Source organism: Bradyrhizobium neotropicale, from assembly GCF_001641695.1.
Lineage (GTDB): Bacteria > Pseudomonadota > Alphaproteobacteria > Rhizobiales > Xanthobacteraceae > Bradyrhizobium > Bradyrhizobium neotropicale.
In genome coordinates, this window is the sequence record NZ_LSEF01000080.1 from 19,629 (window position 1) to 46,458 (window position 26,830).

Genomic DNA, 26,830 nt, shown 5'->3' on the forward strand with positions numbered 1-26,830 from the left:
GAGTTTCACGCATCCTGGTTTTCAACGCATTGACGATTTCAGCACCCGATCGACCATGGCCGGAGCAAGACCAAGGTAATTTTTCGGTGAAATGAGCGCCTCGATGGTGGCACGATCGATTCTGCTCGAAACGCGCGGGTCGGCCGAGAGCGCGTCCGCGAGGCTCAGGCCCTTGTCGTTGGCAAGCCGGCAGGCGTCGTAGACGACGTCATGTGCCTCCTGCCGGCCGATCTGCGGCGCCAGTCCCATCATCACCGCCTCCGCCACGATCAGGCCGCGGCTGATGGCAAGATTGTCATCCATCTTCTTTTCGTCCACGATCAGGCCCGCGAGCGCGAACTTCGCCTGATGCAGCGCACCGGCGGTCAGCACGAAGCTGTCCGGGATCGCCATCCACTCGGCATGCCACGGACCGGTGGCGCGCTCGAAATCCTGCACCATCGCATCCAGCATCAGGCCGGCATGCTGGCGCACCGCCTTGGAGGCGGCGAGCATCAGTTCGGAGGAGATCGGGTTGCGCTTCTGCGGCATGGTCGAGGACGCGCCGCGCCCCTTGACGAAGGGCTCGTAGACCTCCGCGAACTCGGTCGAGGCCATGATCATGATGTCGAGCGCGATCTTGCCGAGCGAGCCGGTGACGAGCGCGAGGAAGTTCACGGCCTCCGCAAAACCGTCGCGGGCGACGTGCCAGGTCGAGGCCGGAACGCCGAGCTTCAGCTCGGCGCAAAGCGCCTCCTGCACCTCGAACCCCTTGTCGCCGAGCGAGGCCAGCGTGCCGGCGGCGCCGGCGAACTGGCCGACCAGGACGCGCGGCTTCAGTTGCGCGAGCCGCTCGGCGTGGCGGTCGAACATCGCAAGCCAGATCGCGGTCTTGTAGCCGAACGTCACCGGCAGCGCCTGCTGCAGATGGGTGCGGCCGGCCATCGGCGTGTCGCGGTAGCGCTTCGACAGATTCGCGAGGATGCCGCGGAGTTCGGTGATGTCGCGTTCGATGATCTCGAGCGCCGCGCGCAATTGCAGCACCACGGCGGTGTCCATGATGTCCTGAGTGGTCGCGCCCCAATGCACATAGCGGCCGGCATCGCCGCATTGTTTCACCATCTGATGCACCAGCGGCAGGATCGGATAGCCGACGATGTCGGTTTCCTGGCGCAGGAGATCGAAATCGAGCGCGGCAACATCGGTCCGCGCCGCGATCGCCTCGGCCGCATCTTGCGGAATCACGCCGCATCTGGCTTCCGCCTTCGCCAGCGCCACCTCGACCTCGGCATAGCGCGAGACCAGCGCCAGATCCGAAAACACCTCGCGCATGGCCGGCGTGCCGAAGGCGTCGCGGAACAGGATGGAATCGAGCACGGTCGTGGAGGTCGGAAAGGCGGGCATGGGGCGTTTTCTTCGCGGTTGGTGTGCTTTGTCCGGGACAGCTTACGCAGGCCGCGCTGTTCGGCAATGGACATTCGCCGTTCGCCCCGTGTTCGATGTCGTCCTGGAAACAGCCTGGCCCCGTCATCCCGAGGGCTCGCGAAGGATGAACGGCCGAGAGCCGGGCCGTCGCCCTTCGAGGCCTCCGCTTCGGTCCGGCGCCTCCAGCGACGATGGCTTCGCCATTGCGCGCGGGTGACGGTGATGGATTGATGTTCGCGGCAATGTCCAGGTGATTGCGCGCCCAGACTTGTGGCCCGCAGCCCGCATGAGCGAAGCGATATCCGCACATCTACGAGTTCATCGCCGCGCAGATCGCATGCAGTGCGCGACCACATCACCGCGATCTGACGTTCGCGTGATTGACGCGGCGTCTCCCGACAATTCGCGCAGAACCGCCACATTCTCTTCGAGGTTGAATTCCTATCCGCAAATGGCATGGCAGGCATCCCTCAATAGGATGAACCAGGCATGCCCTCCAATGGACTCACAGACTTCAAGCCGGAATCCATTTTGACATTTCATTTGCGTGACTTTGTCGTGAGGCCAGAGATTTCGACGTGCAGTTTGTGTTCAGGGACCACCTTCTCGATACCGACCGGCGTGAGCTGAGCCGCGAGCAGGTTCCTGTTTCCGTGGAGCCGCAGGTTTTCGACCTCGTCGTCCACCTCATGGAAAATCGTGACCGGGTCGTCAGCAAGGACGAGCTGATCGACAAGATCTGGCATGGGCGCATCGTCTCGGAATCCACCCTGACCAGCCGGATCAACGCGGCCCGCAAGGCGATCGGCGATGACGGCGCGAGTCAGGCGCTGATCCGCACCGTCGCGCGCAAGGGCTTTCGCTTCGTCGGCGACGTCGCGATGAAGGCGGGCACGATGACCTTGGAACCCGGCCGGGAACCCGGACAAGCGCAGGCCGCGCCGGCGCTGCCCGACCGGCCCGCGATAGCCGTGCTGCCCTTCACCAACATGAGCGGGGATCGCGAACAGGACTATTTCTCCGACGGGATCAGCGAGGACATTATCACCGCGCTGTCGAAGCTACGCTGGTTCTTCGTCGTCGCGCGCAACTCGTCCTTCGTCTACAAGGGCCGCGCCGTGCACATCCACGAGATCGCACGCGAGCTCGGCGTACGCTACGTGGTCGAAGGCAGCGTGCGCCGGAGCGGCGAGCGCTTGCGGATCTCGGCGCAGCTCAACGACGTCTCGACCGGGAGCCATCTCTGGGCCGAGCGCTACGACCGCGGCCTTGCCGACGTCTTCGCCGTCCAGGACGAGATCACCGAGGCGATCGTTTCGGCGATCGAGCCTCAGCTCTACGCCGCCGAAAGCTTTCGCGCACAGCAGAAGCCGCCGGGCAGCCTGGATGCCTGGGACCTCTTGATGCGTGCGCTGTCGCACTATTGGCGCATCACGCGCGAGGACAATGCGGTTGCGCAGACGCTGCTCGCGGACGCGATCGCGATCGACCCCGCCTATGGCAAGGCGCTCGGCCTGCTCGCGACCAGCCACATGTTCGGCGCGCATATGGGCTGGGCCGACATGGACGCGACCATCCCGATCGCCGAACGCGCCGCGCTGGCGGCGGTCGCGGCCGACCGCGACGATCCCTGGGCCCATCACGGCCTCGCCTACACCTACCTGTTCCGCCGCCGCTTCGACGACGCGCTGGCCGAATTCGAGCTGGCGCTGCGGCTCAACCCGAATTTCGCGATGTCGCACGCGTTCTACGGCGTCACGCTGTGCTACGCCGGCCGCTGGCAGGACGGCGATGCCGCAGCCCGCCGCGCACTGCGGCTGAGCCCGCGCGACCCGTTCGCGGCGATCTATTGCGGTGTTGCCGCCTACGCCCAGTTCATCGGCCGCAACTATGACGAGGCCATTCAAATGGCGCGCGAGTCGCTCAGGCAGCGCAGCGATTTCGTCGGCGCGCATCGCGTGCTCACGGCCTCGGCCGGCATGCTCGGCAATCGCGAGCTCGCCGCCTCCGCGCTGCAGGGCTTGCGCCGCGCCCAGCCGAACATCTCGCTCGGCTGGATCATGAACGAGCTCCCGATGCAGCAGGAGAAGGACCGCAAGCACTATCTCGAGGGATTCCGGCGCGCGGGATTGAGGTAGGTGTTGGTGCTTGGTTCACCCTCCCCTGGAGGGGGAGGGTCGTTGCGCATGAAGCGAAGCGGAATGCGTAACGGGGCGGGGTGACGGTCCCCCCGCATCGAACACTGCCGACGTGGAGAGATCACCCCACCCCGCCCGCGCTTCGCGCGGTCGACCCTCCCCCTCCAGGGGAGGGTGAGAGCGCCCCTACTCCTGCATCGTCTCGCCGCTGCCGCCGAACTCGGCGGGAAAATCCTTCAGCTTGGGCAGGCCGTCGCGCATCGGGAGCACGGCCTCGGCATAATTGACGTGGACGCCGGGCGCGAAGGCGAGCGTGGGAATGGTGGCGGCGAACACGTCGATCATGTCGAGCGGCGGATGGTTGGCCATGAGATGACCGCCGCACTTCCTGCACCATTTGCGCTGGCTGAGCGGCGTCTTGGCGTAGGTCTCGACGTTCTCGGCGCCGGCCGTGATGCGCACGGCTTCCGGCTTCCACAGGCTGAAGGCGTTGACCGGCCCACCCGACCACGAGCGGCAGGAGCGGCAATGGCAATAGCCCATCGCCTCCGGCGCGCCCGTGACCTCGACCGTAACAGCGCCGCAGAAGCAATTTCCGACATGTTTCATCTTTATCTTCTCCTTGGGTGAAACTGAAATTCGTGAGGCGAGCAATCTGCTTCTAGCCCTCTCCCCGTCCTTACGGGGCCGCGACGAGCTTCGCTCGCGCTGAGAGCGTCGGGGCGAGGGCCTGCTTCCGCAGTGACGGGGGCAGAGGAACTCGCGGTGGCTCCCCCTCACCCGCCGCGCTCCGGACGATGCTTCGCATCGCTCGGCGCGCGTCGGCCTCTCCCCGCAGGCGGGGAGAGGCGAAGTGGCGCCGCCCGCATCTCAAGCTTACGCCGATCTGCGCCAGGGAATAAGCATCGACACGCGTTGTTTGTACTGCCGGTACTCGTCGCCGAAGAGGGCGACGAGGTCGCGCTCCTCCAGCGCGATGCCGACGAGGATGTAGAGCGTGGTCACGGCCGCGAACAGCAGATGGCCCACGGTCATGGTCGGCGCCGCCCAGAACGCGATGATGAAGCCGAGGTAGATCGGATGGCGGACGAATTTGTAGAACAGCGGGGTCCGGAAGCGCGGCGGCGGCGCTTCCTTGTCGAGCAGATGATTGGTCACCTGGTGCAGCCCGAACAGCTCGAAATGATTGATCACGAAAGTCGACGTGAACACTAGCACCCAGCCTGCGAACGAGACCGTGACCAGCGTCACGGCGAGATCGGGATCCTGGACATCCCATACGATCGCGGGCAGCGGACGCCACTGCCAGAACAGAAGGAGCAACGACAGGCTCGCCAGCAGCACATAGGTGCTGCGCTCGACGGCCTTCGGGATCACCTGCGTCCACCACGCCTTGAAGCGCTGGCGCGCCATCACGCTGTGTTGAACGGCGAATAGCGCCATCAGGAGGAGATTGATGATGACGGCCTCTGCCGCGGACGCGTCGGTTCCGGTGTCGATGCTCTTGGGCACCACCAGCCCCATGACGAAGCCGATGGCATAGAGAATGGTCACGAAAAACACGAGATAGGCCGCAATTCCGTACAGAAAGGCGAAGAATTTGAATATCCGCGGGCCCGCAATCTCCGGGCCGATAGAATGCACCTGGTGATCAATTTGGGTCATAGACAGCTCCGTTGTGCCGGGTTGCCGGCACTATTTGGTCGCTGCACCATGCCGCATTGGACGGGTCTAAGCTTTTGCGGACGATTGATTTTAGCCTGAGACGACTTTGATTTTTGCTTGAGACGACAGAGCCGTGCGATTTCGCCTCGAAAACAATGTCCTCGATGCTGACCGTCGCGAGTTGACCTGCGACGGCGCCGCCGTGCCGCTGCAGCCGCAGGTGTTCGATCTGCTGCTCTATCTCGTCACTGAGCGCGCGCGCGTGGTCAGCAAGGATGACCTGATCCGGCATGTCTGGGACGACCGCGTCGTCTCGGATTCCGCCCTGAACAGCCGCATCAACGCCGCGCGGAAGGCGCTTGGTGACGATGGCGCGGCGCAACGGCTGATCAAGACGGTTCCGCGCAAGGGCTTTCGCTTCATCGGCGACGTCGTGGAGGAAACCGCGCCCTCGCCCGCGCCGGCCGAGGCGCGATCCGCATCCGCGCGGCCGGCGCCCGGCCGCCCGGCGATCGCGGTGCTCGCCTTCGAGAACATGAGCGGCGACCCCGAGCAGGAATATTTCGGCGACGGCATCAGCGAGGACATCCTCACCGCGCTGTCCAAGCAGCGCTGGTTCCTGGTGATCGCCCGCAATTCGTCCTTCACCTACAAGGGGCGCGCGGTCCATATCCGGCAGATCGCCGCGGAGCTCGGCGTCCGTTACGTCGTCGAAGGCAGCGTGCGCAAGGCGGACAACCGCGTGCGGATCACCGCGCAGCTCAATGACACCACCACCGGCAGCCATCTCTGGGCCGAGCGCTACGACCGCGAGCTCGTCGACGTCTTCGCCGTGCAGGACGAGATCACCAATGCGATTGTCGCGGCGATCGAGCCGCAGATCCATGCGGCGGAGAATTTTCGCGCGCATCGCAAGCCGCCGGCCAGCCTCGATGCCTGGGACCTGGTGATGCGGGCGCTGTCGCACTACTGGCGCGTGACGCGGCAGGACCACATCGCGGCGCAGGCGCTGCTCGAACGCGCGATCGCGATCGACCCGGCTTACGGCCAGGCGCTGTCGGTGCTGGCGGCGAGCCACATGTTCGGCGTGCATCTCGGCTGGGCCGAGCTCGCCAAGGCGGCACCGGTCGCGGAAGCCGCCGCGCTCGCCGCGGTGCGCTGCGACCATGAGGATGCCTGGGCGCATACCGCGCTCGGCAGCGTCTTCTTCTCGACGCGCAGGCTCGCTGACGCGCTGTCCGAGTTCGAGCAGGCGCTCACGCTCAATCCGAACTTCTCGCTGGCGCAGGGCTATTACGCGCTGGCGCTGTCCTATGCCGGCCGTTCCGGCGATTCATTCGAGGCCGCGCAGAAGGCGATCAGGCTCTCACCGCGCGATCCATCGCTGGCGATCTATCACGGCATCGCCGGCTATGCGCGCTTCACCGAGCGGCGTTATGACGAGGCCATCGCGCTTGCGCGCGAGGCGATCCGCCATCGCGGCGACCTCACCGGCGCCTATCGCGTGCTCGCGGTCTCCGCCGGCATGACCGGCGATGTCGCGCTCGCGGAGGTGGCGCTGCGCGAGCTCCGCCGCACCCAGCCCAACATTTCGCTCGACTGGATCGCGACGCAGCTGCCATGGAGGAACGCGGCCGACCGCGAGCACTATCTGGAAGGGTTTCGGCGCGCGGGGTTGACGTGAGGTGCGGCCGACACCGCTACGCGGTCTTCCTGCGCAGATGGACGATGACGTCGAGCCGCGCGATCTCGTGGCCGGGAAGCGGCTCCGGCACTCGCGTGAAAGTGAGCCCGCCGGGGACATCCACCAGCATGTCCTCACCCTCCAGATAGAAATGCGGATGTACGCTGATATTGGTGTCGAAGAACGACTTGATGCCGTCGGCCGCGATCCGGCGCAACAGGCCCGCATCGGTGAACTGATTCAGCGTGTTGTAGACGGTCGCCAGCGACAGTCGCATATCGGAGGCGACAGCTTCCTCATAAAGCTGTTCCGCGGTGACGTGACGATGGCCGCCGAGAAACAGCAGACGCCCGAGCAGCAGACGCTGGCGCGTCAGACGCAGGCCCGCATCGCACAGCAATTGCGCGCAGCGCGTCATGCCGTCATCCGCGGGCAGGTGCAGGCCGGACGCCTCAATCTCGACGTCGCTGGCATCGCCCGCAGGCGTAGTTGTCGCGTGATTGTCCATCGATCGTCTCAGGGCCGGGGACCGGACGCGCAGCTCCTCGTCCGCCAGTTGCCAGTGGATCGCAAAAGCGGCGGGTTGGCTTTGATCCCGATCAAATCCGGACCCGCTTCTGACCTATCGCGAATCGGGCACGTTTATTCCCGGCCGGAATGCACAGACATCGATGATGTTCACGTCAGGCGCTGAAGGCGCCTGAAGATGGCGGCTACTTCGCCTCTACTTCGCTTTGGCCTGGGTCGGCTTCGGGGCCGGCATGGCCGCCCATTCCTTGTCTGCGCGGGGGCCGTTGAGATCGCCGGTCAGGCCGACGAGCTGGCCGGGCAGCACGTCGAGGGTCTGCCGCCAGGTCTGGGTCTGGCACAACAGCCTGATCAGGCAGCCCTTGAGCTTGAGGCGGTCGGTGGCGTCGCGCCACAGCGAGACCGAATAGAGCTTGCCGTCCTCGGCGTTGTAGATGTCGCCGGCAAACCGACCCTCGGGCGTCTGCTGCAGTCCCATGATGAGCTGGTGACCGAGCAGCGCGCGGGCGCGCTTTTCGGTATCTGGATTTTCGCTGTCACGATAAGGCTGGCCGCGCTTGTCGACCGGTTCCTTCATCCAGACGATGAAGCCACAGATGCGATCGCGCGATGCGCCGCAGCGTTCGAGCCTGACGCGTGCGCGACCGTCTTCGACGAGCCATGTGCCCGTGGGATCGGCAAGCGTCGCCGCTCCCGCGCGGCCGCCAAAGCTCATCATGATGATGGTGATCGCGACGCGCAGGGCGAAGCGAAGGAGGAAGTTCATCTGCGACACCTTTCGTTGGAGGGATTGCGCGTCAGTTCAACTGCGCGAGCAGCGCATCGGCGCCCTTGTCGACGCCGGCGGTGGCGGCCGCGAGCGAGCCGACGCTGGCCTTGATGTCGTAGGCGGCCGGATATTGCTTGGTGACGTAGGCGCTGAGCAGGCGCGAGGTCGTCGCGTCGAAGATCTCGACACCGTAGACGACCGAGCCGGTCATCATCCCCTCGCCGTCGCGCGCGGCCTGCACGCCGTTATAGACGGCGCCGGCGAGATCGAAGCGGGAGAGCGTGCCGAGCACCGGCGTATTGGCGACGGCACCGGTGAGCGTCAGCCTGATCCGCAGCGTGCCCGGGCCGCGCTCGCGCACGAGCGCGAAGCGGCCGCGCAGCCGGTCGGCGAAGCGGGTCTGCATGTAGGCGGCGAGTGTCGCCTTGTCCTTGTCGGACATGTCGCCGAACTGATGATCCCTGCCGCGGTAGATCACGACGGGTTCGAGGATGACCTTGTTGTAAGCGCGCCAGTCGGCCGCGGTGGAATAGCGGTAGGGCACGCGGCCGGAGGCGTCCGACTTGTCCGGCGCCATGTAGGCCGATGATGCCATCTCCGAATAGGGCACGGGCGCGACCGAAGCGCAGCCGACCACGACGGCGCACAGCAGCAGCATTCCCAGACCGCGCAGGGCGATCGAGCGATCCATTCTAGACTCCTCTTGCGGCTTTTCGGGTCAGGCGATGGCGACCGCAGCCGCGTACGGGACCAGACGCGGCTGCGGGGCTCACCATCGCCGGCCCGAAGGCATCGTCCGGGGCCATCTCGGATGCCTTGGGCCGCCTCAGTGCCCCTGTCTATAAAACCGACCAGTTGGTTTGTAATAAAGGCCTGGCGCATTTGGCCGCAGGCGCGGATTTGGGCAGTGACCGGTGGACGATCGTTAACGACGAATCAGGCGCGCTTGCGCGCCGTCGCGCGCTTCAGCGCCGGGGCGCCGGCCTTGGCGGTGCGTGATTTCGCGGGCTTTTCCAGCGCGCCCCACTGGCTGTCGTCGAGCAGGCGCGCGAAAAGGCGCTGATGCTCGTCCTTGCTGAGCGGCGACATACCGAACAACGAACTCAGCAGCAGTCCCATCGCTCCGGCCCAGCGCAGCATCGCGAGATCCGGGTCGGCGGCCTCTTCCCTGATCGCCGCCATCCTCTCCATCTCGCGCTCGCGCGGCAGCGCCATCAGGCGGGGATTCTCGACCATGGCGGCAACCAGTGCCAGCGCGGCGGAATTCGGCGAGGTTGCCGCTTCGCGCACGGTCGCGAGCTGAGTCGCCAAATTGGGATTCGCGGAGGTCTCACTCACCTTCGCCATGTAGCCGGTCGAGAACTCCTCGAAATACGCCATCTGCCGCTCCAGCAGTGCCTTCAGCACCGCTTCCTTGGTGCGGAACTGATGCATTACGCCGCCCTTGCTGAGGCCACTCTCGCGCGCGATGGCATCGAGCGTCAGCCGGCCGGGCCCGTCGCGCGCGATGATCGCGATCGCCGCTTCGAGCGCAGCATTGCGGGATCGTTCGGAGCGCGTCGCATTGTCCATGGCCGACTTGTCTCCGTGACAAGCGAATGAATCAAGTGAAAACAGGACGCGCTGTACATTTTTTGTGCGATCGCTGTCGCGACTTTCATCTTGCGGCGCCGAACGGGACCATGTGAGCCTCGATATCGGATGGGGACTGGGATGGGCCGGCCGTAGCTTTGCGCGTCTACGGCTGGTCTCGCTTGAGAAAGATACGACATGCCGAAACGAGTGTTGCTTGGTCTCCTCCTGGCTTGCGGCCTGACGGCCTCGGCGCTGGCGCAAGAGCCGAAGACGGGAGGCGTGATCAATGCGGTGATCCAGCCCGAGCCGCCCGGCCTGATGCTTGCGATGATCCAGAACGGCCCGACCCAGATGGTGTCGGGCAATATCTTCGAAGGCCTGCTCCGCTACGGCCCCAAGCTCGAGCCGCAGCCGGAGCTCGCCGAAAGCTGGAGCGTCAGCGAGGACGCCAAGACCTACACCTTCAGGCTCAGGAAGGGCGTGACCTGGCATGACGGAAAGCCCTTCACCTCCGCCGACGTGCTGTTCTCGGTCGAGATGCTGAAACAGACGCATGCCCGCGCCCGCAACAATCTCGGGCAGGTCGACAAGGTCGAGGCGCCCGACGACACCACGGTGGTGTTCACGCTGAAGCAGCCGTTCGGTCCGTTCCTCGGCATCTTCGAGGTCGGCTCGATGCCGATGGTGCCAAAACATCTCTATGAAGGCACCGACTGGAAGACCAATCCCTACAACAACGCGCCGGTCGGCACCGGCCCCTTCATGTTCAAGGAGTGGCAGAAGGGCTCGTTCATTCGCCTGGTCAGGAATCCGAACTACTACGAGAAGGGCAAGCCCCATCTCGACGAGATCTACTGGCAGATCATCCCGGACGCCGCCGCGCGCTCGGTGGCGTTCGAGACCGGCAAGGTCGACGTGCTGCCCGGTGGCTCGGTCGAGAATTTCGACGTGCCGCGGCTGTCCAAGCTGAAGGACACCTGCGTCACCGGCGCCGGCTGGGAGTTCTTCTCGCCGCTGGCCTGGCTGTGGCTCAACAACCGCCAGGGTCCGCTCGCCGACAAGCGGGTGCGGCAGGCGATCCTGTATGCGATCGATCGTGACTTTGCGAAGGACGTGATCTGGAACGGGCTGGGCAAGGTTGCCACTGGGCCGTCGGCCTCGACCATCAGGTTCTACACCGACGACGTGCCGAAATATCCATATGACCCGGCGAAGGCCAAGGCGCTGCTGAAGGAGGCCGGCTACAAGGGCGAGAAGATCCGCCTGCTCCCCCTCGCCTACGGCGAGACCTGGCAGCGCTGGGGTGAGGCCGTGAAGCAGAATCTCCAGGACGTCGGCATGAACATCGAGACGATCGCAACCGATGTTGCCGGCGGCAACCAGAAGATCGGCGACTGGGATTACGACATCGCCTTCACCTATCTCTACCAGTACGGCGATCCCGCGCTCGGGGTGGGGCGCAACTACGTCTCCAGCGCGATTGCCAAGGGCCAGGTGTTCAACAATGTCGAAGGGTACTCCAATCCGGAGATCGACAAGCTCTTCGCCGACGGCGCGGTCGCGACGCCCGACGCCAAGCGCAAGGAGATTTACGAGAAGGCGCAGAAGATCCTGGTCGAGGACGTGCCGGTGGCCTGGATGCTCGAGCTGCAATTCCCGACCATCACGCACTGCAAGGTCAAGAACCTGATCACCACCGCCATCGGCGTCAATGACGGCTTCAAGGACGCATGGCTCGACAAGTGAGGGCGCACTCGACTTCACCTCTCCCCGCTCTTGTCCCCCGAAGCTTAAGCGAAGGCGGATGCGGGGAGAGGTCGACGCGCTCGGAGAGCGCGGCGGGTGAGGGGGTACAGGTCCATCAGCATTCTCATGCGTGGAGAGAGGCCCCTCTCCCCAACCCTCTCCCCGCAAGAGCGGGGCGAGGGAGCGCACCGCATCAATGGCTAAAGGTCACGTCACCCCATAAGATTCTCTAAGATGCTCTCCTTCATCGCTCAGCGTGTCCTCAAGGGCGTGATCGTCCTGCTTGCGATCGTCGTCCTCAATTTCGTCCTGATCCGGCTTGCGCCCGGTGACCCCGCGGTCGTGATGGCGGGCGAGGCTGGGGCCAGCGACCAGGTCTTCGTCAAGCAGCTCAGGGAGAAATTCGGCCTCGACAAGCCGCTGCCCGAGCAGCTCTTCATCTACGTCAAGGGCATCGTCACCCTCGACCTTGGCTTCTCCTTCCGCCAGCAGGCGCCGGTGTCGAAGCTGATCCTCGAGCGGCTGCCGGCGACGCTGCTGCTGACCCTGACGGCGTTCGCGATCTCGCTCACGCTCGGCATCCTGTTCGGCACTTGCGCCGCGCGCTTCGCCGGCACCTGGCTCGATACCGCCGTCACGATCTTCGCGCTGATCTTCTACGCCATGCCGCTGTTCTGGGTGGCGCTGATGGGCATCCTGCTGTTCTCCGTCACGGTCGATTGGCTGCCGAGCTTCGGCTACGAGACGGTCGGCGGCAACTACACCGGCTTTGCCCGTGTGATCGACGTCGCAAAGCACCTGATCATGCCGGCGATGACGCTCGGCCTGTTCTTCATGGCGACCTACACCCGCATGACGCGGGCCTCGATGTTGGAAGTGAAGCGGCTCGACTTCGTCAAGACCGCGCGCGCCAAGGGCCTCTCCGACGCCGTGATCCAGCGCCGCCACGTGCTGCGCAACGCGCTGCTTCCCGTCGTGACGCTCGCCGGCGTGCATTCCGGCACGCTGATCGGCGGCGCCGTCATCACCGAGACCGTGTTCGCCTGGCCCGGCATCGGGCGGCTGATGTACGACGCGCTCCTCCAGCGCGACTACAACCTGCTGCTCGGCGTCTTCGTGATCTGCTCCGCCATGGTGCTGATCTTCAATCTCATCACTGACCTGGTCTATCGACTGGTCGACCCGCGCATCGAATTCGCCTCATGAAACAGTTCTGGACATCGATGCTGCGCAGCCCGAGCGGCGTCATCGGGCTCATTATCCTTCTGCTCGCGATCTCGATCGCCGTGTTCGGGCCGATGCTGTTCCCGAATTCGCCCTGGCGCATGGTGCAGCGGCCGTTCCTGCCACCCTTCACGCTCTCGGCCGTGCCGCTCGGCACCGACGCGCTCGGCCGCGACGTGTTCGCCGGCATGATCTTTGGCGCACGCGTCTCTCTGCTGGTCGGTCTGGTTTCCACGTTCGTCGCGCTGGTCCTCGGCGTGCCGATCGGCGCCATGGCCGGCTATTTCGGCGGCAAGGTCGACGACGCCCTGATGCGCTTCACCGAATTCTTCCAGACCATTCCGAGCTTCGCGCTCGCAATCGTGCTGGTCGCGATCCTGCAGCCCTCGATCTATTCGATCGTGGCCTCGATCGCGGTGGTGAGCTGGCCGCCGGTGGCGCGCCTCGTGCGCGGCGAGGTGCTGTCGCTGCGCACACGCGAATATGTCCAGGCCGCCGTGGTCACAGGCCAGAGCAACACCTGGATCATCCTGCGCGAGATCCTGCCCAATGCGCTGTCGCCGGTGATCGTGCTGGCCTCGCTGATGGTGGCGACCGCGATCCTGCTGGAATCCTCGTTGTCCTTCCTCGGCCTCGGCGATCCCAATCTGATCTCCTGGGGCTACATGGTCGGCGCGGGCCGCACCGTGATCCGCCAGGCCTGGTGGATCACCGTGTTCCCCGGCGTCGCCATCCTGATCTCGGTGCTCGGCCTCAACCTGATCGGCGAAGGCCTCAACGACGCGCTCAATCCGCGCCTGTCGCGGGAGGGACGCTGACGATGACCGCGCTGGCCGTCGTCTCCATCAGGAACCTCAAGATCGCGCTGCCCAAGGGCGCCGAGCGGCCGTTCGCGGTCGACGGCGTCTCGCTGGATCTGAAGCCCGGCAAGATCGTCTGCGTCGTCGGCGAATCCGGCTCCGGCAAGTCGATGTGCGCGCATGCGCTGATGGGCCTATTGCCGGACACGGTCAGCGTCACCTCCGGCGAGATCCAGTTCGAAGGCCGCGATTTGCTCAAGCTCGACGACGATGCCTGGCGCGACCTGCGCGGCCGCAGGCTCGCGATGATTTTTCAGGAGCCGATGACCGCGCTCAATCCGTTGATGCGGATCGGCGACCAGATGACGGAGATGTTCGAGGCGCACGGCCTGCTCACGCCGAAGGAACGGCGCGCCAAGGCGCTGGCGCTGGCGCGCGAGGTCGGCCTGCCCGACCCCGAGCGCATCGTGCGCGCCTATCCGCATCAGCTCTCGGGCGGCCAGCGCCAGCGCGCGATGATCGCGATGGCGCTCGCGCTGGAGCCCGCGGTGCTGGTCGCGGACGAGCCGACCACCGCGCTCGACGTCACCACCCAGGCGCAGATCCTGAAGCTGATCCGCAACCTCCAGCGCAATCGCAACATGGCGGTGATGTTCATCACCCATGATTTCGGCGTGGTCGCAGACATCGCCGACCAGGTCGTGGTGCTCAGGCATGGCAAGGTGGTGGAGGAAGGCCCCGCCGCGGTCGTGTTCAATGAGCCCCAGCACGACTACACCAAGGCGCTGCTCGCCGCCGTGCCGTCGATGGATCCGCCGGCGCGCAGCCCCCTCGACGATCAGGCCAGGGCCGTCGAGGTGATCGGCCTGGACAAGACCTATGTCACCTCGGGCGGCTGGTTTCGCGAGGACCGCCGCGTCGAGGCCGCGCGCGCGGTCAACTTCACCATCCTGAAGGGCGAGACACTCGGCCTCGTCGGCGAGTCCGGCTCCGGCAAATCCTCGGTGGCTCGCCTCGTGATGCGGCTAGTCGAAGCCGATCGCGGCACGGTGCGGATCGGTGAGACCGATCTCACCTCGCTGTCCGGCAAGGCGCTACGCGCCGAGCGCCATCGCATCCAGATGATCTTCCAGGATCCGTTCGCCTCGCTCAATCCGCGCCGCAAGATCGGCCACATCATCGCCGACGGCCCGATCGCGGCCGGGACCGCGCCGAAGGTGGCGTTCGATCGTGCCCGCGATCTCCTCAAGATGGTCGGGCTGGATGCCGGCGCGCTCGAGCGCTATCCGCACGAATTCTCCGGCGGCCAGCGCCAGCGCATCGGCATTGCACGCGCGCTTGCGCTCGAGCCCGAGATCATCGTCGCCGACGAGGCCGTCTCCGCGCTTGACGTCTCGGTGCAGGCCCAGGTCTTGAGGCTGCTCGAAGACCTCAAGGCGCGGCTCGGCCTGTCGATGCTGTTCATCACCCACGACTTGCGCGTCGCCGCGCAAATCTGCGACCGCATCGCGGTGATGCAGCGCGGCGCGATCGTCGAGCTGAAGCCGACGGCACAGCTCTTCGCCGCGCCCGAGCACGCCTATACGCGCGAGTTGCTGGCCGCGGTGCCGGGGCGGAAGGAACGCGTGCCGGCGGCCTGAATCACGTCAGGCCGAGGTTGCGGACCAGCATATAGATCGCCACCGCGAATATGAGCGCAGCGAACACGGTGTTCAACGCACCTTTGCGCTCGGCGAGCAAGCTGGCGGAGCGGGCGCCAAAGAGCCCGCCGAGAACTCCGCCGGAGACAAACAACGCGGCAAGATACCAATCCACGAGACCGGACAGAGCGTAGTTGGCCGCCGTCGTCAGCCCGAAGGCGGTCACCGCTACAAGAGAGGAGCCGACCGCATAGAGGATCGGCATGCCGGTGGCCGCGATGAGCGCCGGCACGATCAGGAAACCGCCGCCTATGCCGAAGAAGCCGGACAAAGCTCCCGTGGCAAGCCCCAAGGCAAGAAGCTTCGGCAGATTTCCGCGGTTGAGCCGGACCGATGGCTCGCCCTCGCCGGAGCGGCCCTTCAGCATCAGTGCGCCCACGACCATCATGACAATGGCGAACAACGCCAGCAGCTTCTGGCCCTCGACGATCTTGCCGAGGGTGGAGCCGAGAAAGGCACCGGCCACGCCTGCGGATGCGAACACGGAGGCGCAGCGCCACTTCACGTTGCCGGCGCGGGCGTGGTTGACGAGGTTCGCGGCGGCGTTCGCCGCGACGGCGATCGCGCTGGTGCCGATCGCCACGTGCGGATCCGACACGCCGACCAGATAGACGAGGAGCGGCACGGCCAAAATCGAGCCGCCGCCGCCAACCAGCCCTAACGAAAATCCGACCAACGAGCCGGAGGCGAGGCCGAGCGCACCTTGGGTCAGCGCCAGCATAGTGGACGACTCCTGATTTTAAGCCCCGCTCACGCGGCCCGCGCGGGCGAGCCGTACACGCTGCGGTTCCAGGGCGCCCGCATGAGAATACGGGCCATGCCGCAAAAGCCGGTGACACCGGCTGTGATCAGCCCGGCGCCGACGAAGGCCGGCACCGCGAAGAACCACGGCGACACGAAGAGGCCGAGCAGCGTACCCATGACAGCAAGACTGCCGGCGCCGATCTGCACCTGGCGCTGAAGCTCCAGCGGCTGGCGCCGATCGGTCACGACCGGCAGGCCCGCCTTGCGCCAGGCGTCGAGCCCGCCTTCGACGATGAAGGCTTCACGGGCGTCGCCGAGCTTCCGGGCGAGCCGCGGCGCGTTGGCCTGAGTGCGGGCGCCGCTTTTACAGTGGAAGATGACCGGCTTGCCCTGATGCACGGCGAGGTCGATCTCGTCGAGCTTCGACAGGGGGAGATGCCGCGCGCCTGGGATCTTCTCGCGGGCGTGCTCATCGGCTTCGCGGATGTCGATCAGGAGGGCGCCGCTGTCGAGAAGGCGGCGCGCGTCGGCTGGCTTGATTGCGGGTAGTGACATGATTAGCTCCTCTACTTTCCTGAATTAGTTCTTCGCCTTGGTGGGCTTGCAAAAGAGCCTGTGCAGCGTGGCAAAGAGTTGCTCGATGCGCGGATCGGCGATGCGATACCAGAGCGTCTGGCTTTCGCGCCGAAAGGTGACGAGGCCCTCCTCGCGCATCCTTGCGAGGTGCTGCGACAGGGCCGATTGCGACAGACCCACGGCTTCCGCGAGGGCACCCACGTTGCTCTCGCCGCATTCGACGAGTTGGCACAGGATCATCAGCCGACGCTCGTTGGCGAGCGCGCGCAGAATGCCGGCGACCTCAACCGCCTGCTTTTCGAAAGTCTCCAGATCGAAGGCCTGGGAGGCCATTGGCCGATTCCTTATTTTAGACATTGCTTATTTAGTGGCTGCTAATATATCCGTCAAGACCGACCGAACCGGTGGCATCAGGAGGTTCAAGCCATGTCAAGACAACCCATCATCCGTGCGTTCTTCGACGAGCCGACCAACACGGTGAGCTATCTGGTCGCCGATCCGGCGACCAAGAAGGCCGCCATCATCGACCCGGTATTTGACTACGACCACAACTCGGGCGAGGTGGACACGCGCTCGGTCGAGGCGATGTTGAAGGCCGCGGAAGCAGCAGGCTACACGATCGAATGGGTGCTCGAGACGCATGCCCATGCCGACCACCTCTCGGGCGCCCCTTTCATCAAGGCGAAAACCGGCGCCCAAATCGGCATCGGCGAGCACATCAAGGACGTGCAGCGCATCTTCCGGCCGATATTCAACGCCACCGACCTGAAGACCGACGGCAGCGACTTCGACCGCCTCTTCCGGGACGGCGAGCGCTTCAAGATCGGCCAACTCGACGTCGAGGTGATCTACACGCCAGGGCACACGCCTGCCGACGTCTCTTACAAGATCGACGATGCCGTGTTCGTCGGCGATACCCTGTTCATGCCGGACTACGGCACGGCTCGCGCCGACTTCCCCGGCGGCGACGCGCACCAGCTTTACCGGTCGATACGGCGGCTCCTGGCGCTGCCGCCCGAGACGCGGCTGTTCATGTGTCACGACTATAAGGCTCCCGGCCGCGACACTTACGCCTGGGAGACGACGGTGCGCGAGGAGCGCGAGAAGAACGTCCAGGTCAGGGAGGGCGTCACGGAGGATGAGTTTGTGGCCCTGCGCCAGGCGCGCGACGCCAAGCTCTCGGCGCCGCGATTGCTGCTGCCCTCCATCCAGGTCAACATTCGCGCCGGCAAATTCCCGCCGGCCGAAGCCAACGGAGTACGCTATCTCACCATTCCCGTGACGCTGAAGGGAGGAGCGGAGACCTGCGTCTAAGCGCAGGCCAGTCGGTATCGCCTGCGCGGCGCTTTGACCCGGAACCGAGATGGGACCGAATCGGACCGGGCGCACCGGCGCAGTCACGGGCTTTTTATCCTTCGTGACCGCCGCACAGCTTCAAAGCCGCAAGCGACACCCCACTTCAACATCGAATGATATCCATCATCTCATGATGGACGTCAGCTAATGTTTGGAGTCGACATGGGCGAAGTTATTCAGTTTGTCTCGCGGTCCGAGCGCGAGCGGCTGCGCCTCATCAAGGAGGCGCGCGCGATCTACGACAGCATCTTCCCGCCGGCTGATCCGGCGAGCGCGCAGCAGGGCAGCGCAACGATCACTCGGGCGGTCAGCGGCAACGACGGGGGCAACCTCGCGTGATCAAGATCATCGCCGTGCTTTGCAGTCTCTCCTCTCCGGCAAACTGCCACGAGCAGATTGTCACCACCTCGGACTTCGCCAACGTCTCGGTGCAGTCCTGCCTGATGGGCGCACCACAGCTCGCCGAATGGATGAACCAGCATCCGGCCGAGCGCCTCGCGGCATGGCGCTGCGTGATCGGTCAACAGAACGGCAGGGGAATTTAGGGTCGCGCGGCCGCTTTCCCTGGGCGATTCGATCCGCTTCGTCGCAACAGCCGTGGTGACTGACGAGGACCTATCGAGCCAAGACCGGCTCAAGCAAATCGAACGGTGACGACAATCCATCATCGGAGTAACCTGCCGTGCAGCCGTTTGGCAGCAGGGGGAAACCGGATGGAAGTCGCCAGCCTCGTCCTTCCCGTGTTCGCGATCATCGTCACCGGCTGGCTCGCCGGGGAGCTCGACTATCTCTCGCGCTCGCTTGCCGACGCGCTGGTGCATTTTGCCTACAACGTGGCAATGCCGGCGCTGCTGATCGTCACGATCGCGCAGGAGCCGGCACGCAATCTCCTCGAATGGCGCTTTCTGCTCGCCTTCGGCGGCGGCTCGCTGCTCTGCTTCGCGCTGGTCTTCCTGACGGTTCGCGCCGGATCAGAGCATGATCTCGCCAGCAGCACGATCCATGGAATGGCCGCGGCGATGACCAATACCGGGTTCGTGGCGCTGCCGATCCTGCACGCCATCTACGGCCAGCCTGCCGTCCTGCCCGCCGCGGTAGCGACCGTGTTCGTGGCAGCCGTGATGTTTCCGATCACGGTCATCCTGCTTGAACGGCAGAACGCGCACGGGCGATCTTCGCACCCCGCCGGATTGGCGAAGCAGATCCTGCTCAATCCGATGGTGCTGTCGACCCTCATCGGTCTCGTGTGGGCAATCACAGGCTTGCCGATTCCGAAGCCGGTCGCAGCTTACCTGAACATGATCGCGGCCGCGCTCACGCCCTGCGCGCTGTTTGCCATCGGACTTGGTCTGTCGGTCGAAGGCCTGCGTTCCAACCTCAGGGCATCGTTCGCGCTCGCGGCCGTGAAGCTGGTGATCATGCCGCTGATCGTCTACGGACTTTGCGTCGTCTCAGGCCTCAATCCACTCTACACCGTCGCCGCAGTCGTCTGCGCGGCCGTGCCGACGGCAAAGACCGTGTACGTCCTGGCCCACGAGCATAAGGTCGAGGAGAAACTGGTCGCGGCCACGGTTTCGATCACGACGATGCTGTCGGTCGGGACATTGCTGGTCGCGCTCTACCTGCTTTCCGGACTGGCGACGGTCGCGAGCTGACGCGCACGCCAATCGCCCAAAGACGGGACCTCCTCTGGCGCGAGACAGGCATCATCGCAGGATGCGGCCAGCGATCTCGGCGCGAGCCGGTCGCCAGAACTCGCGGCCTGCACAGCGCCGAAATCAAGCAACATGGTGCCGTAGCAAATGACGGCGGCGCTCAGGGGCCCGAAACTGTCCATGAAGGCGTATCCGAACAGGGAGGCTGACGCAGGAAGGCCGATGGCACAGACCAGAATGATCGCGATCGATGCCGGCCTGAGACCCGCAATCAACACTGCGGCGTAGATCGCCAATTCGAAGAAGGCATATTCCTTGAGGCGCGGCGAACACAGATAGAGGGCGTACATCGCGATCGCTGTCAGCCGCGCTGCCTGACGCGGGTGTTCGATCAGCCAGCAATCAAGCCGCATCAGGAAGAAGATGCGGCGGGACTTCCCGTAGTCTCCCATCGATCGCACCACCGTCATGACGAGAGGCGCGACAACGCCCAGTACGCAGGCCGCATACAAGGCGAAAACGACCGGTCGTTGATCGGCCAACCCGAGACGCGTGGCCAGATCCATAGCCAGGACGAAGAAGGACGGATTTCTCTCGCCCAGGGCGACGCTATGTTGCCCCTGTATTTGACCCGAGATCGCGCTGAGCCAGCTGTGGAACAGATCGGCGTACAGAGTCATGGAGATGACAATGGGGAGCGCGAACATTGCCGAAGCCGTCGCGATCAAGGTGACCTTCCTGGCGCGAGACAACGGCAGCAGGTAAAGGGCAGCCACGACCGGAAAGAAGACGAGCTTGAACGACAGGAGCAGGCCCAGCAGCGCCGCACCGAGCAGACGGAATGGGAAGTCGAGCTCGCTCTCGCCTGCCGGACGTTCGGAAGGCAGGAGGAGCGCAAGCGATACTGCGGTCAGGAGCCCGGTGAAGATAACGAAGTTCCCGGAGGCCCAAGTCCATTCGAAGCCGAGGAAGCCGCCGATACAGAGTACGCGCAGAGACACATCCCGAACAGTCGAGCGACCGGAAGCGACGCCGGGCAGGAGCAGACCGCAGAGAAGTGCGATCGCCAGGAACAGACCTCGGTAGTGCGTTAAAAGGAGTCCGCCGGCGCAGATCGGGCGAAAGGCATCGAGCGTTACCGGCAGGTAGGGATAGGAGAGCTTCGTATCCTTCAGATTATTGACGTAGTACGGATCCAGGCCCGCGGCATGTGCATCGACGGCCGCGCAGTTGACCCGGGTATCCCAGCCGTACTGCGCATCCAGGCTAGCGTCGGAGACGAGGCTTCCCAAAAGGAGCGCGGCGACGACACCGATCAAGAATGTCAGCCAGATCTTGGATGGCTGTCGGGCAAGCGGGTGCGCCGAGAAGTTTCTTTCGGCCATGAGACTGCCTTCGCGCGAGAGCGTCGCGCACCCGCGTCAGGAGGATCGTCGGCAGGCGTGATGACAGCGATTAGAGCAACACGATCTAAAGTGGAGTAAAGGGCGGCTGCGCAAGCATCTTTTCGCGATCGAAAAGCAGCCGTGGTTAACGGCCAGTTGCCAGTTGGCGCGCCGGGCTGAGCCTCTACCTGATCGGCGGGTTGGTGTTGCTCCAGGTGGGGACGGCGTTGGTCACGCCGACCGACGGCCAATTGTATGTGCCGATCGATGGCGCCGTGACCGTCCCGATCGCCGGTCCGGAGCTGCCGTAGGTCCTGGGTTGCGCTGCTGCGGACACTCCGACGCTCCCGTAGCTCGGAGCCACCACACGCGTGGCATGGTGTCGGACAGACCTGCTCTTCGCCTCGGCGGCGAAGGGTGCCGCAAGCAGCCCGACAGTGATGATTGCGGTAATGGCGAGTCTGGTGCTTGTCATGGCTGATCCTTTCGTCGGCGCGCCTGCCGCTCATCGATGCAATGGATGCGTGCAGGCCAGACTTACAACGCCGCGCAACTCGAAATGTGCCGGAGTGCAACGACGTTGTGATCAGCGGCGCTTGGGGCGGCACGGCTTGCGGTTATGCCGCTCCTTCACGGTCGCGACCGCATGCATCATATCCTTGAGGGCCGCGACCGCCTTGCCGTCGCCGATCACGTTGTCGGGATGCGTTTCCAGACGCTCGATCACGGCGAGCAACGCGTCGGCGATCTGGCCGATCTGCTTTCCATAGCTGGCGACATCCGACAGGACGTCGCGCTCGACTTCCGGCGGCGAGAGATCAGCACGCGAATTCAGGGGCGCGCATTCGACAAGCCGCGCCGATTGCCATCGCCCAGATCAATGCCGAATGTCCTGCGCAAGCCGATTTGGCCGGCCGGCGTGATGCGCACGATCCGCGTGTCGCGATCCCGCCTCAGCCAGCCACGCTCCAGGCAGCACCGGTGAATTTCCGCACCGACGTGACCGGCGACGTGATAGCGGCGCTCGCTCCAATCCAGGCATGGTCGGCAGAAGATGCGCCTGCTCCCGGGCTTCGGCGCCAGCTCGGCACCAAACGCGGTGAGGAAACGTGCCCCCGAAACCGTCAGCTCGCCGCCGTCATCGGTGAGGACGACGTGCCCCTTGGCAAGGAGGCCGTCGGCGATGGCGACGCCCAGATAGCCGGCCAGATGGTCATAGCAGGTGCGCGCGAAACGGAGCCGGTCGTCGGCGATCGAGCGCGGCTGGTGGCGCTGCGGGACTTCGATCGCGGCAACGGCCTTGATGCCCTCCAGCATCCTGGCGACCAGGGGCGAGGCAATGCGGTAATAGCGGTTGCGGCGCTTCTGCGTCACGTGAAGCAGCCGCGCGCCGACCAGCTTGCCGAGATGTCCGCTCGCAGTGGATCTCGATATTCGTGCGCGCGCGGCGAGCTCGCTCGCAGTCAGCGCCTGTCCGCCCATCAGCGCCGCCAGCATGGTGGCGCGGGCGGTGTCGCCAACCAGCGCCGCCACCTCGACCATGTTTGCCGCCGCGACCATGGAGAAATCGTATCGCGGCGATCCCGGCGCGACAACGGGAATGGTTTGGCGCCGGCCGAACCATTCGGTGCTGAGCGCGCCCTATCGTAGCCTTCCAAATCCGGAGGAGCCGCATGAAACGAATCCGCGTGGAGCCGCTGTCGACCTATCTGGAGCGTCGCCGCAAAGGCCCGATCTATCCGGTCGTCGTCGCCGAGGGCCTAGTCTATCTGTCCGGCCTGCCGCCGTTCGACCCTGATACAGGCGACATCAAGCGGTTGCCGTTCGAGCGACAAGTCGAGATCGTGTTCGATCAGATGAAGCGCTGCCTGGAAGCGGCGGGGTCCTCGCTGGCACGGGTCATCAAGTGCAATGTCTATTGCACGCCAGATCCGGCGCACTTCATCGCATTCAACGAGGTCTACGCCCGCTACTTCCAGGAGGAATCGCCCGCGCGCATCTTCGTGCATGTCCCGTCATGGCCCGGACCGTTCGACGTGGAGGTCGACTGCGTCGCGCTGGCAGGTCCCGGCGGCTGAGACCGGCCGCCTTCGGATGGACCCGAATCAGCGCTAGTGCATTGCCTTCAGCGACTTCCCTGGACGCGATGGACATGACAGGCCCCGAACTGAAGCAACTCCGCACCGACCTCTCCGACGCCATCGAGCGGAAGCTGACCGCGGCCGACATGGCAAAACTGTGCGGATTGCCGGAGAAGGGCGGCGCCGACACGATCCGGCGCTGGGAGGTGAGCGGCCCGACGCCGTCCGCGACCAAGGTGCTGCGCGTGCTCGCGATGGCGAGCGAGCGCCATCCGATCCTGGACAACTTCAACGTCTTCGATCGGCACGACGTGCGCGAGGAAGACCGCCCGGCGCGGCGCGCGGCATTCCGCGCGCAGATGTGCGACGAGGTGCGGCGCCGTCTTGGTTAACGAAAGGCGCACACCAGCTGCTCGAGGCTTGCAATCTTAAGCCTTCCTTCATCACTTCTTAAGTCGCCATTAAGCACGAAAAGCATTTACAGCCCAATAAGTTACGTTGGCTGCTGCTGTGCCACGGATGTGACAGCATTTTCTTCAAAAGCAAGCTATCTGCGAAAGCAACGACGGCGCGGCAAGCGCGCCTGCCGGGAATGAAGTGTTGGAGTTTAGGACGATGAAGAAGATTCTGTTTGCGACCGTGGCGCTGCTCGTGGTGGGCGCGGCCGCGCCGGCCGTCGGTGCCGATCTGGGCGCCCGCAACTATTACAAGTCAGCCGCGCCGGCCTATGTCGCGCCGATCTACAACTGGACGGGATTCTATATCGGCGGGCATGTCGGCGGCGCATTCTCCAGCGACAACAATTTCAACGGCCTCTCCACCGGCAACAACGGCAATGGCCGTTTCCTCGGCGGCGTGCAGGTCGGCGCCGACTGGCAGCTCAACCCGAATTTCGTTGTCGGCCTCGAAGGCCAGTATTCCTGGCTCTCCGGCAATGTCGGCGCGGTGTTCCCCGGTGGCTTTGCCTACACCAACGACCAGCGCGGGCTCGGCTCGATCACCGGTCGCGTCGGCTACACCTGGGGTCCGGGCCTCGTCTACGTGAAGGGCGGCTACGCCTATTCCGACAACAACGAGAAGGTGACGCTCGTCGGCACGCCGGTCGGCTTCCTCATCGATGGCGATCACCGCAACGGCTACACCGTCGGCGCCGGCATCGAATACATGTTCGCGCCGAACTGGTCGGCCAAGGCCGAGTACCAGTACTACAATTTCGGCGACGCGCATTTCGTCGCACCCGCGGGTCCGCTCGTTGCGGCCGGCAACTTCACGACCGACGACCACACCGTCAAGGCGGGCGTCAACTACCGCTTCAACTGGGCAAGCCCGGTCGCGCGCTACTGATCGGTTAGCAAAACCTTACCGTATTGAAGGGCCGGCAATATTGCCGGCCTTTCTTTTTCGCCCTGCTTTTTTCGCTCTGCGGAACGCGCGCAAGCAATTGCGCAAATTGCGATTTTTTAACCGGCCCCGTCGATACTGCGCCCCGAAAACAAGCAAGAGCGTTGGGGGAATATCGATGGCGATCCGTCTGGGCCTTGGCCGTTTCCGGCCTCGTTTCTCGTTGCCGAAATGGGGCGTGCGCTTCAGCCTGTTCGCCGCCTTCGCGGTGATCGCGGGCATGGGCCTCGTGATCTCGGCCGGCGCCGGCTTCGTGCTGCAGAATCTCGGCGGACGCATGACCGAGCTGAGCGGGCGGGACATTCCACGCCTTGCCGCAAGCCTGCAATTGTCGGCACTGAGCGCGAGTCTCGCGGCACAGGGACCGGCGCTGCTTGCAGCTCAAAGCGAGGACGCCCTGAACGAGCGCACCAGGAAGCTCAGGGAATTGCAGGAGCAGACACAGCAGAAGCTTGGCGAGATCATCGAGCTCGGCGCCGACAAGAGCGTCGTCTCCGGGCTCAGCGAGACCATCAAGAGCATCAACGAGGCGGCCCAGAGCCTGGCCAAGGCCGCCCGCGAGCGGCTGGATATCGCCGCCCTCCATGACAAGCAATATGACGCCCTGCGCAGCGCGCAGAGCGAGTTCGTCGGCGCGGCCAGTCCGGCGATGCTGAACGCTCAGACCCAGGTCAACGCCATTCTCGGGTCGGCCAACCTCTCCGCCGAAGATGCCACCGAAGCCGCGCAGACCGTCGGCCAGCTCGGCAACGTCGTCGCCAGCGGCAATCTCGCAGCCGCCGACATGAGCGCGGCCCTGTCGGCGAACACGAGCGACAAGCTCGACGACATCCAGAAGGAATTCAAGACGGCACAGGGGCGCCTGCGGTCCAACCTCGATCTGTTGCCGAACAATCAGGGCACCAAGATGCTGCGCGAGACGGCCGAAAAGCTGCTCGCGCTCGGCACCGGCAAGACCGGCGTGTTCAACCTGCGTGAGAAGGAGCTCGATTCCGTCGACTACGGCCAGACCATTCTGGACGAGACGCGCAAGCTCAATGTCGGCCTCAGCATCAGCGTGCAGCAGCTCGTCGACGGCGTGCAGAAGGAGACCAACGTGTCGACCTTCCAGGCGCGCCAGGAGATCTCGCTCGCCACCGCCGTCATGCTGGCGCTCGGCGCGCTGACGCTGGTCGGCTCGGCCCTGTTCGTCTGGCTTTATGTCGGCCGCAACATCCTGCGCCGGATCGGCTCCCTGCAGCGCGCGATGCAGCTGCTTTCCGCCGGCGATCTCGACACCGAGATCGCGCGCTCGAAACACAATGACGAGATCGGCGCGATGACCGATACGCTCCAGGTGTTCCGCGAAAGCATGCTCGAGGCCCGCGCGCTGTCGGGCGAGCAGGACAAGGATCGGGTCGCCAAGGCCGAGCGTGCCGCACGCATGGAGGCGAAGATCGCGGAGTTCGAGGGCACGGTGCGAACCGCGCTCGACAACCTCGCGCTGTCAGCCAATTCGATGCAGGCGACTGCGCAGAGCATGTCGAACACGGCCGACCAGTCAAGCGCGCTGGTGAACGCGGTCGCGTCCGCGGCCGAGGAGACCTCGGTCAACGTACAGACCGTGTCCGCCGGCACCGAGCAGCTGTCGTCCTCGATCCAGGAGATCAGCCGCCAGGTGGTCACCTCGTCCGAGATCGCCAGGAAGGCCGTCAGCGAAGCCGGCGCGACCGACACCACCGTGCAGGGCCTCGCCGACAGCGCGAGCCGCATCAGCGTCGTGGTCGACCTGATCCAGACCATCGCCTCGCAGACCAACCTGCTCGCGCTCAACGCCACCATCGAGGCGGCGCGCGCGGGCGAGGCCGGCCGCGGCTTCGCCGTGGTCGCCTCGGAGGTGAAGAGCCTGGCAAGCCAGACCGCGAAGGCGACGGAGGAGATCCGCACCCAGATCGCCAGCATGCAGTCAGTCACGACCTCCGCGGTCGGTGCCATCAGGGACATCGGCCAGACCATCGGCGAGATCAACGACGTGACCACGGCGATCGCGGCTGCGGTCGAGCAACAGGGCGCGGCAACCCGCGAGATCGCCCGCAACATCCAGCATGCGGCCGGCGGCACCAGCGAGGTCTCCAGCAACATCGTCGGCGTCTCCACCGCCTCGGCCGAAGCCGGCGCCGCCGCCACCGAGGTGCTGAGCGCCTCCGACGCGCTCCGCCGCGAAGCCGACACGCTGCGCTCGGAGATCGACGCGTTCCTCAACAACATGCGGGCGGCGTAAGGCGCCTACCGCAAAAGGACTGCCCCCTCCTCTCCCGCTTGCGGGTAGGGCAATCGCATATGAGAGAGAGTTTGGCAGGTAGGCTCCTTGCGGCCCATCCTTCGAGACGCCCGCTTTTGGCGGGCTCCGCAGGATGAGG

The 26,830-nt window shown here is 65.0% G+C and carries 28 protein-coding genes; 14 read left to right on the top strand and 14 right to left on the bottom strand.

Translation table 11 applies throughout. The features are described from left to right. Nucleotides 1-21 precede the first annotated feature (21 nt). Nucleotides 22-1,383 (bottom strand): 3-carboxy-cis,cis-muconate cycloisomerase, encoded by a 1,362-nt coding sequence (pcaB, locus tag AXW67_RS25280; protein ID WP_063680054.1) that lies wholly within the window; start codon nt 1,381-1,383, stop codon nt 22-24. A 599-nt stretch (nt 1,384-1,982) separates the two neighbouring features. Between pcaB and AXW67_RS25285 the strand changes: the two genes are divergently transcribed. Next, complete coding sequence (locus AXW67_RS25285; RefSeq protein WP_063680055.1) at nt 1,983-3,542, top strand: winged helix-turn-helix domain-containing protein; 1,560 nt, start codon at nt 1,983-1,985, stop codon at nt 3,540-3,542. A gap of 186 nt (nt 3,543-3,728) precedes the next feature. On the opposite strand, the gene AXW67_RS25290 is transcribed toward AXW67_RS25285, so the two are convergent. After that, nucleotides 3,729-4,151: a GFA family protein gene (locus tag AXW67_RS25290; protein ID WP_063680056.1), complete on the bottom strand. Its 423-nt coding sequence runs from the start codon at nt 4,149-4,151 to the stop codon at nt 3,729-3,731. Nucleotides 4,152-4,418: 267 nt separating this feature from the next. Continuing rightward, nucleotides 4,419-5,207 carry a methanethiol S-methyltransferase gene (mddA, locus tag AXW67_RS25295; RefSeq protein ID WP_063680057.1) on the bottom strand — a complete coding sequence of 263 codons (789 nt, stop codon included), beginning with the start codon at nt 5,205-5,207 and terminating at the stop codon, nt 4,419-4,421. A gap of 133 nt (nt 5,208-5,340) precedes the next feature. Between mddA and AXW67_RS25300 the strand changes: the two genes are divergently transcribed. After that, nucleotides 5,341-6,891, top strand: a complete 1,551-nt coding sequence (locus AXW67_RS25300) for a winged helix-turn-helix domain-containing tetratricopeptide repeat protein (protein WP_063680058.1) — start codon at nt 5,341-5,343, stop codon at nt 6,889-6,891. 16 nt (nt 6,892-6,907) lie between these two features. Here the strand turns inward: AXW67_RS25300 and irr are convergent, their stop codons facing one another. The 4 genes from irr to AXW67_RS25320 all read right to left on the bottom strand — a co-directional run bounded on the left by irr (nt 6,908) and on the right by AXW67_RS25320 (nt 9,760). Further along, the gene (irr, locus tag AXW67_RS25305; RefSeq protein WP_063680059.1) at nt 6,908-7,399 is read right to left on the bottom strand and encodes a Fur family transcriptional regulator Irr; all 492 of its coding nucleotides are present in this window, start codon (nt 7,397-7,399) and stop codon (nt 6,908-6,910) included. 216 nt (nt 7,400-7,615) lie between these two features. Further along, nucleotides 7,616-8,185, bottom strand: coding sequence for a DUF2147 domain-containing protein (locus AXW67_RS25310; protein WP_063680060.1), 570 nt, complete (start codon nt 8,183-8,185; stop codon nt 7,616-7,618). A 31-nt stretch (nt 8,186-8,216) separates the two neighbouring features. Then, on the bottom strand, nt 8,217-8,879 hold the full coding sequence (locus AXW67_RS25315) for a DUF3313 domain-containing protein (RefSeq protein WP_063680061.1): 663 nt from the start codon (nt 8,877-8,879) through the stop codon (nt 8,217-8,219). A gap of 245 nt (nt 8,880-9,124) precedes the next feature. Next, nucleotides 9,125-9,760 carry a TetR/AcrR family transcriptional regulator gene (locus AXW67_RS25320; RefSeq protein WP_027549651.1) on the bottom strand — a complete coding sequence of 212 codons (636 nt, stop codon included), beginning with the start codon at nt 9,758-9,760 and terminating at the stop codon, nt 9,125-9,127. A gap of 198 nt (nt 9,761-9,958) precedes the next feature. Here AXW67_RS25320 and AXW67_RS25325 point away from each other — a divergent pair, with 198 nt between their 5' ends. The 4 genes from AXW67_RS25325 (at nt 9,959) to AXW67_RS25340 (ending at nt 15,173) form a co-directional block, all read left to right on the top strand. Further along, entirely contained in the window at nt 9,959-11,509 is a 1,551-nt protein-coding gene (locus AXW67_RS25325; protein WP_063680062.1) for an ABC transporter substrate-binding protein, read from the top strand. Nucleotides 11,510-11,743: 234 nt separating this feature from the next. Further along, nucleotides 11,744-12,715 (top strand): ABC transporter permease, encoded by a 972-nt coding sequence (locus AXW67_RS25330; protein WP_063680063.1) that lies wholly within the window; start codon nt 11,744-11,746, stop codon nt 12,713-12,715. Further along, nucleotides 12,712-13,551 (top strand): ABC transporter permease, encoded by an 840-nt coding sequence (locus AXW67_RS25335; RefSeq protein WP_063680064.1) that lies wholly within the window; start codon nt 12,712-12,714, stop codon nt 13,549-13,551. The genes AXW67_RS25330 and AXW67_RS25335 overlap by 4 nt, the downstream gene beginning before the upstream one ends. Nucleotides 13,552-13,553: 2 nt before the next feature. Next, on the top strand, nt 13,554-15,173 hold the full coding sequence (locus AXW67_RS25340) for an ABC transporter ATP-binding protein (protein WP_063680065.1): 1,620 nt from the start codon (nt 13,554-13,556) through the stop codon (nt 15,171-15,173). A gap of 1 nt (nt 15,174) precedes the next feature. Here the strand turns inward: AXW67_RS25340 and AXW67_RS25345 are convergent, their stop codons facing one another. Genes AXW67_RS25345 through AXW67_RS25355 form a run of 3 tightly spaced genes read right to left on the bottom strand, consistent with a single transcriptional unit; the run spans nt 15,175 to nt 16,886 of the window. Beyond that, nucleotides 15,175-15,954 (bottom strand): sulfite exporter TauE/SafE family protein, encoded by a 780-nt coding sequence (locus tag AXW67_RS25345; protein WP_063680066.1) that lies wholly within the window; start codon nt 15,952-15,954, stop codon nt 15,175-15,177. 29 nt (nt 15,955-15,983) lie between these two features. Then, complete coding sequence (locus AXW67_RS25350; RefSeq protein ID WP_063680067.1) at nt 15,984-16,532, bottom strand: rhodanese family protein; 549 nt, start codon at nt 16,530-16,532, stop codon at nt 15,984-15,986. Nucleotides 16,533-16,556: 24 nt separating this feature from the next. After that, complete coding sequence (locus AXW67_RS25355; protein WP_063680068.1) at nt 16,557-16,886, bottom strand: ArsR/SmtB family transcription factor; 330 nt, start codon at nt 16,884-16,886, stop codon at nt 16,557-16,559. A 93-nt stretch (nt 16,887-16,979) separates the two neighbouring features. On the opposite strand from AXW67_RS25355, the gene AXW67_RS25360 reads away from it, so the two are divergent. The 4 genes from AXW67_RS25360 (at nt 16,980) to AXW67_RS25375 (ending at nt 19,564) form a co-directional block, all read left to right on the top strand. Then, nucleotides 16,980-17,867, top strand: a complete 888-nt coding sequence (locus AXW67_RS25360; RefSeq protein WP_063680069.1) for an MBL fold metallo-hydrolase — start codon at nt 16,980-16,982, stop codon at nt 17,865-17,867. A gap of 204 nt (nt 17,868-18,071) precedes the next feature. Continuing rightward, a complete protein-coding gene (locus AXW67_RS43285) occupies nt 18,072-18,248 on the top strand; it encodes a hypothetical protein (protein ID WP_201723714.1) in 177 nt (58 codons plus the stop codon). Further along, entirely contained in the window at nt 18,245-18,454 is a 210-nt protein-coding gene (locus tag AXW67_RS25370; protein WP_063680071.1) for a hypothetical protein, read from the top strand. Before AXW67_RS43285 ends, AXW67_RS25370 begins: the two co-directional genes overlap by 4 nt. 168 nt (nt 18,455-18,622) lie before the next feature. Then, on the top strand, nt 18,623-19,564 hold the full coding sequence (locus tag AXW67_RS25375; RefSeq protein ID WP_063680072.1) for an AEC family transporter: 942 nt from the start codon (nt 18,623-18,625) through the stop codon (nt 19,562-19,564). Here the strand turns inward: AXW67_RS25375 and AXW67_RS25380 are convergent. From AXW67_RS25380 to AXW67_RS25390, 4 genes are all read right to left on the bottom strand, one after another. Next, nucleotides 19,528-20,949 (bottom strand): hypothetical protein, encoded by a 1,422-nt coding sequence (locus AXW67_RS25380; protein WP_063680073.1) that lies wholly within the window; start codon nt 20,947-20,949, stop codon nt 19,528-19,530. The two genes, AXW67_RS25375 and AXW67_RS25380, sit on opposite strands and share 37 nt — an antisense overlap. Nucleotides 20,950-21,133: 184 nt before the next feature. Beyond that, nucleotides 21,134-21,424 carry a hypothetical protein gene (locus tag AXW67_RS40860; RefSeq protein WP_082908046.1) on the bottom strand — a complete coding sequence of 97 codons (291 nt, stop codon included), beginning with the start codon at nt 21,422-21,424 and terminating at the stop codon, nt 21,134-21,136. Between the two features lie 111 nt (nt 21,425-21,535). Beyond that, a complete protein-coding gene (locus AXW67_RS44305; RefSeq protein WP_245315719.1) occupies nt 21,536-21,676 on the bottom strand; it encodes a hypothetical protein in 141 nt (46 codons plus the stop codon). A gap of 104 nt (nt 21,677-21,780) precedes the next feature. Continuing rightward, complete coding sequence (locus tag AXW67_RS25390) at nt 21,781-22,509, bottom strand: ArsR/SmtB family transcription factor (RefSeq protein ID WP_063680074.1); 729 nt, start codon at nt 22,507-22,509, stop codon at nt 21,781-21,783. A 113-nt stretch (nt 22,510-22,622) separates the two neighbouring features. Between AXW67_RS25390 and AXW67_RS25395 the strand changes: the two genes are divergently transcribed. The 4 genes from AXW67_RS25395 to AXW67_RS25410 all read left to right on the top strand — a co-directional run bounded on the left by AXW67_RS25395 (nt 22,623) and on the right by AXW67_RS25410 (nt 26,691). After that, on the top strand, nt 22,623-23,027 hold the full coding sequence (locus tag AXW67_RS25395) for a RidA family protein (protein WP_063680075.1): 405 nt from the start codon (nt 22,623-22,625) through the stop codon (nt 23,025-23,027). A 74-nt stretch (nt 23,028-23,101) separates the two neighbouring features. Continuing rightward, nucleotides 23,102-23,422 carry a helix-turn-helix domain-containing protein gene (locus AXW67_RS25400; protein ID WP_063680196.1) on the top strand — a complete coding sequence of 107 codons (321 nt, stop codon included), beginning with the start codon at nt 23,102-23,104 and terminating at the stop codon, nt 23,420-23,422. 223 nt (nt 23,423-23,645) lie between these two features. Next, nucleotides 23,646-24,374, top strand: a complete 729-nt coding sequence (locus AXW67_RS25405; RefSeq protein WP_063680076.1) for an outer membrane protein — start codon at nt 23,646-23,648, stop codon at nt 24,372-24,374. Between the two features lie 175 nt (nt 24,375-24,549). Continuing rightward, nucleotides 24,550-26,691 carry a methyl-accepting chemotaxis protein gene (locus tag AXW67_RS25410; RefSeq protein WP_063680077.1) on the top strand — a complete coding sequence of 714 codons (2,142 nt, stop codon included), beginning with the start codon at nt 24,550-24,552 and terminating at the stop codon, nt 26,689-26,691. The last annotated feature ends 139 nt before the right edge of the window (nt 26,692-26,830 follow it).

What these genes read in the sequence shown, in the direction of transcription:
- pcaB (WP_063680054.1), bottom strand. Translation starts at nt 1,383, where the DNA reads ATGCCCGCCTTTCCGACCTCCACGACCGTGCTCGATTCCATCCTGTTC.
- AXW67_RS25290 (WP_063680056.1), bottom strand. Translation starts at nt 4,151, where the DNA reads ATGAAACATGTCGGAAATTGCTTCTGCGGCGCTGTTACGGTCGAGGTC.
- mddA (WP_063680057.1), bottom strand. Translation starts at nt 5,207, where the DNA reads ATGACCCAAATTGATCACCAGGTGCATTCTATCGGCCCGGAGATTGCG.
- irr (WP_063680059.1), bottom strand. Translation starts at nt 7,399, where the DNA reads ATGGACAATCACGCGACAACTACGCCTGCGGGCGATGCCAGCGACGTC.
- AXW67_RS25310 (WP_063680060.1), bottom strand. Translation starts at nt 8,185, where the DNA reads ATGAACTTCCTCCTTCGCTTCGCCCTGCGCGTCGCGATCACCATCATC.
- AXW67_RS25315 (WP_063680061.1), bottom strand. Translation starts at nt 8,879, where the DNA reads ATGGATCGCTCGATCGCCCTGCGCGGTCTGGGAATGCTGCTGCTGTGC.
- AXW67_RS25320 (WP_027549651.1), bottom strand. Translation starts at nt 9,760, where the DNA reads ATGGACAATGCGACGCGCTCCGAACGATCCCGCAATGCTGCGCTCGAA.
- AXW67_RS25325 (WP_063680062.1), top strand. Translation starts at nt 9,959, where the DNA reads ATGCCGAAACGAGTGTTGCTTGGTCTCCTCCTGGCTTGCGGCCTGACG.
- AXW67_RS25330 (WP_063680063.1), top strand. Translation starts at nt 11,744, where the DNA reads ATGCTCTCCTTCATCGCTCAGCGTGTCCTCAAGGGCGTGATCGTCCTG.
- AXW67_RS25335 (WP_063680064.1), top strand. Translation starts at nt 12,712, where the DNA reads ATGAAACAGTTCTGGACATCGATGCTGCGCAGCCCGAGCGGCGTCATC.
- AXW67_RS25340 (WP_063680065.1), top strand. Translation starts at nt 13,554, where the DNA reads ATGACCGCGCTGGCCGTCGTCTCCATCAGGAACCTCAAGATCGCGCTG.
- AXW67_RS25345 (WP_063680066.1), bottom strand. Translation starts at nt 15,954, where the DNA reads ATGCTGGCGCTGACCCAAGGTGCGCTCGGCCTCGCCTCCGGCTCGTTG.
- AXW67_RS25350 (WP_063680067.1), bottom strand. Translation starts at nt 16,532, where the DNA reads ATGTCACTACCCGCAATCAAGCCAGCCGACGCGCGCCGCCTTCTCGAC.
- AXW67_RS25355 (WP_063680068.1), bottom strand. Translation starts at nt 16,886, where the DNA reads ATGGCCTCCCAGGCCTTCGATCTGGAGACTTTCGAAAAGCAGGCGGTT.
- AXW67_RS25360 (WP_063680069.1), top strand. Translation starts at nt 16,980, where the DNA reads ATGTCAAGACAACCCATCATCCGTGCGTTCTTCGACGAGCCGACCAAC.
- AXW67_RS43285 (WP_201723714.1), top strand. Translation starts at nt 18,072, where the DNA reads ATGGGCGAAGTTATTCAGTTTGTCTCGCGGTCCGAGCGCGAGCGGCTG.
- AXW67_RS25375 (WP_063680072.1), top strand. Translation starts at nt 18,623, where the DNA reads ATGGAAGTCGCCAGCCTCGTCCTTCCCGTGTTCGCGATCATCGTCACC.
- AXW67_RS25380 (WP_063680073.1), bottom strand. Translation starts at nt 20,949, where the DNA reads ATGGCCGAAAGAAACTTCTCGGCGCACCCGCTTGCCCGACAGCCATCC.
- AXW67_RS40860 (WP_082908046.1), bottom strand. Translation starts at nt 21,424, where the DNA reads ATGACAAGCACCAGACTCGCCATTACCGCAATCATCACTGTCGGGCTG.
- AXW67_RS25390 (WP_063680074.1), bottom strand. Translation starts at nt 22,509, where the DNA reads ATGGTCGCGGCGGCAAACATGGTCGAGGTGGCGGCGCTGGTTGGCGAC.
- AXW67_RS25395 (WP_063680075.1), top strand. Translation starts at nt 22,623, where the DNA reads ATGAAACGAATCCGCGTGGAGCCGCTGTCGACCTATCTGGAGCGTCGC.
- AXW67_RS25400 (WP_063680196.1), top strand. Translation starts at nt 23,102, where the DNA reads ATGACAGGCCCCGAACTGAAGCAACTCCGCACCGACCTCTCCGACGCC.
- AXW67_RS25405 (WP_063680076.1), top strand. Translation starts at nt 23,646, where the DNA reads ATGAAGAAGATTCTGTTTGCGACCGTGGCGCTGCTCGTGGTGGGCGCG.
- AXW67_RS25410 (WP_063680077.1), top strand. Translation starts at nt 24,550, where the DNA reads ATGGCGATCCGTCTGGGCCTTGGCCGTTTCCGGCCTCGTTTCTCGTTG.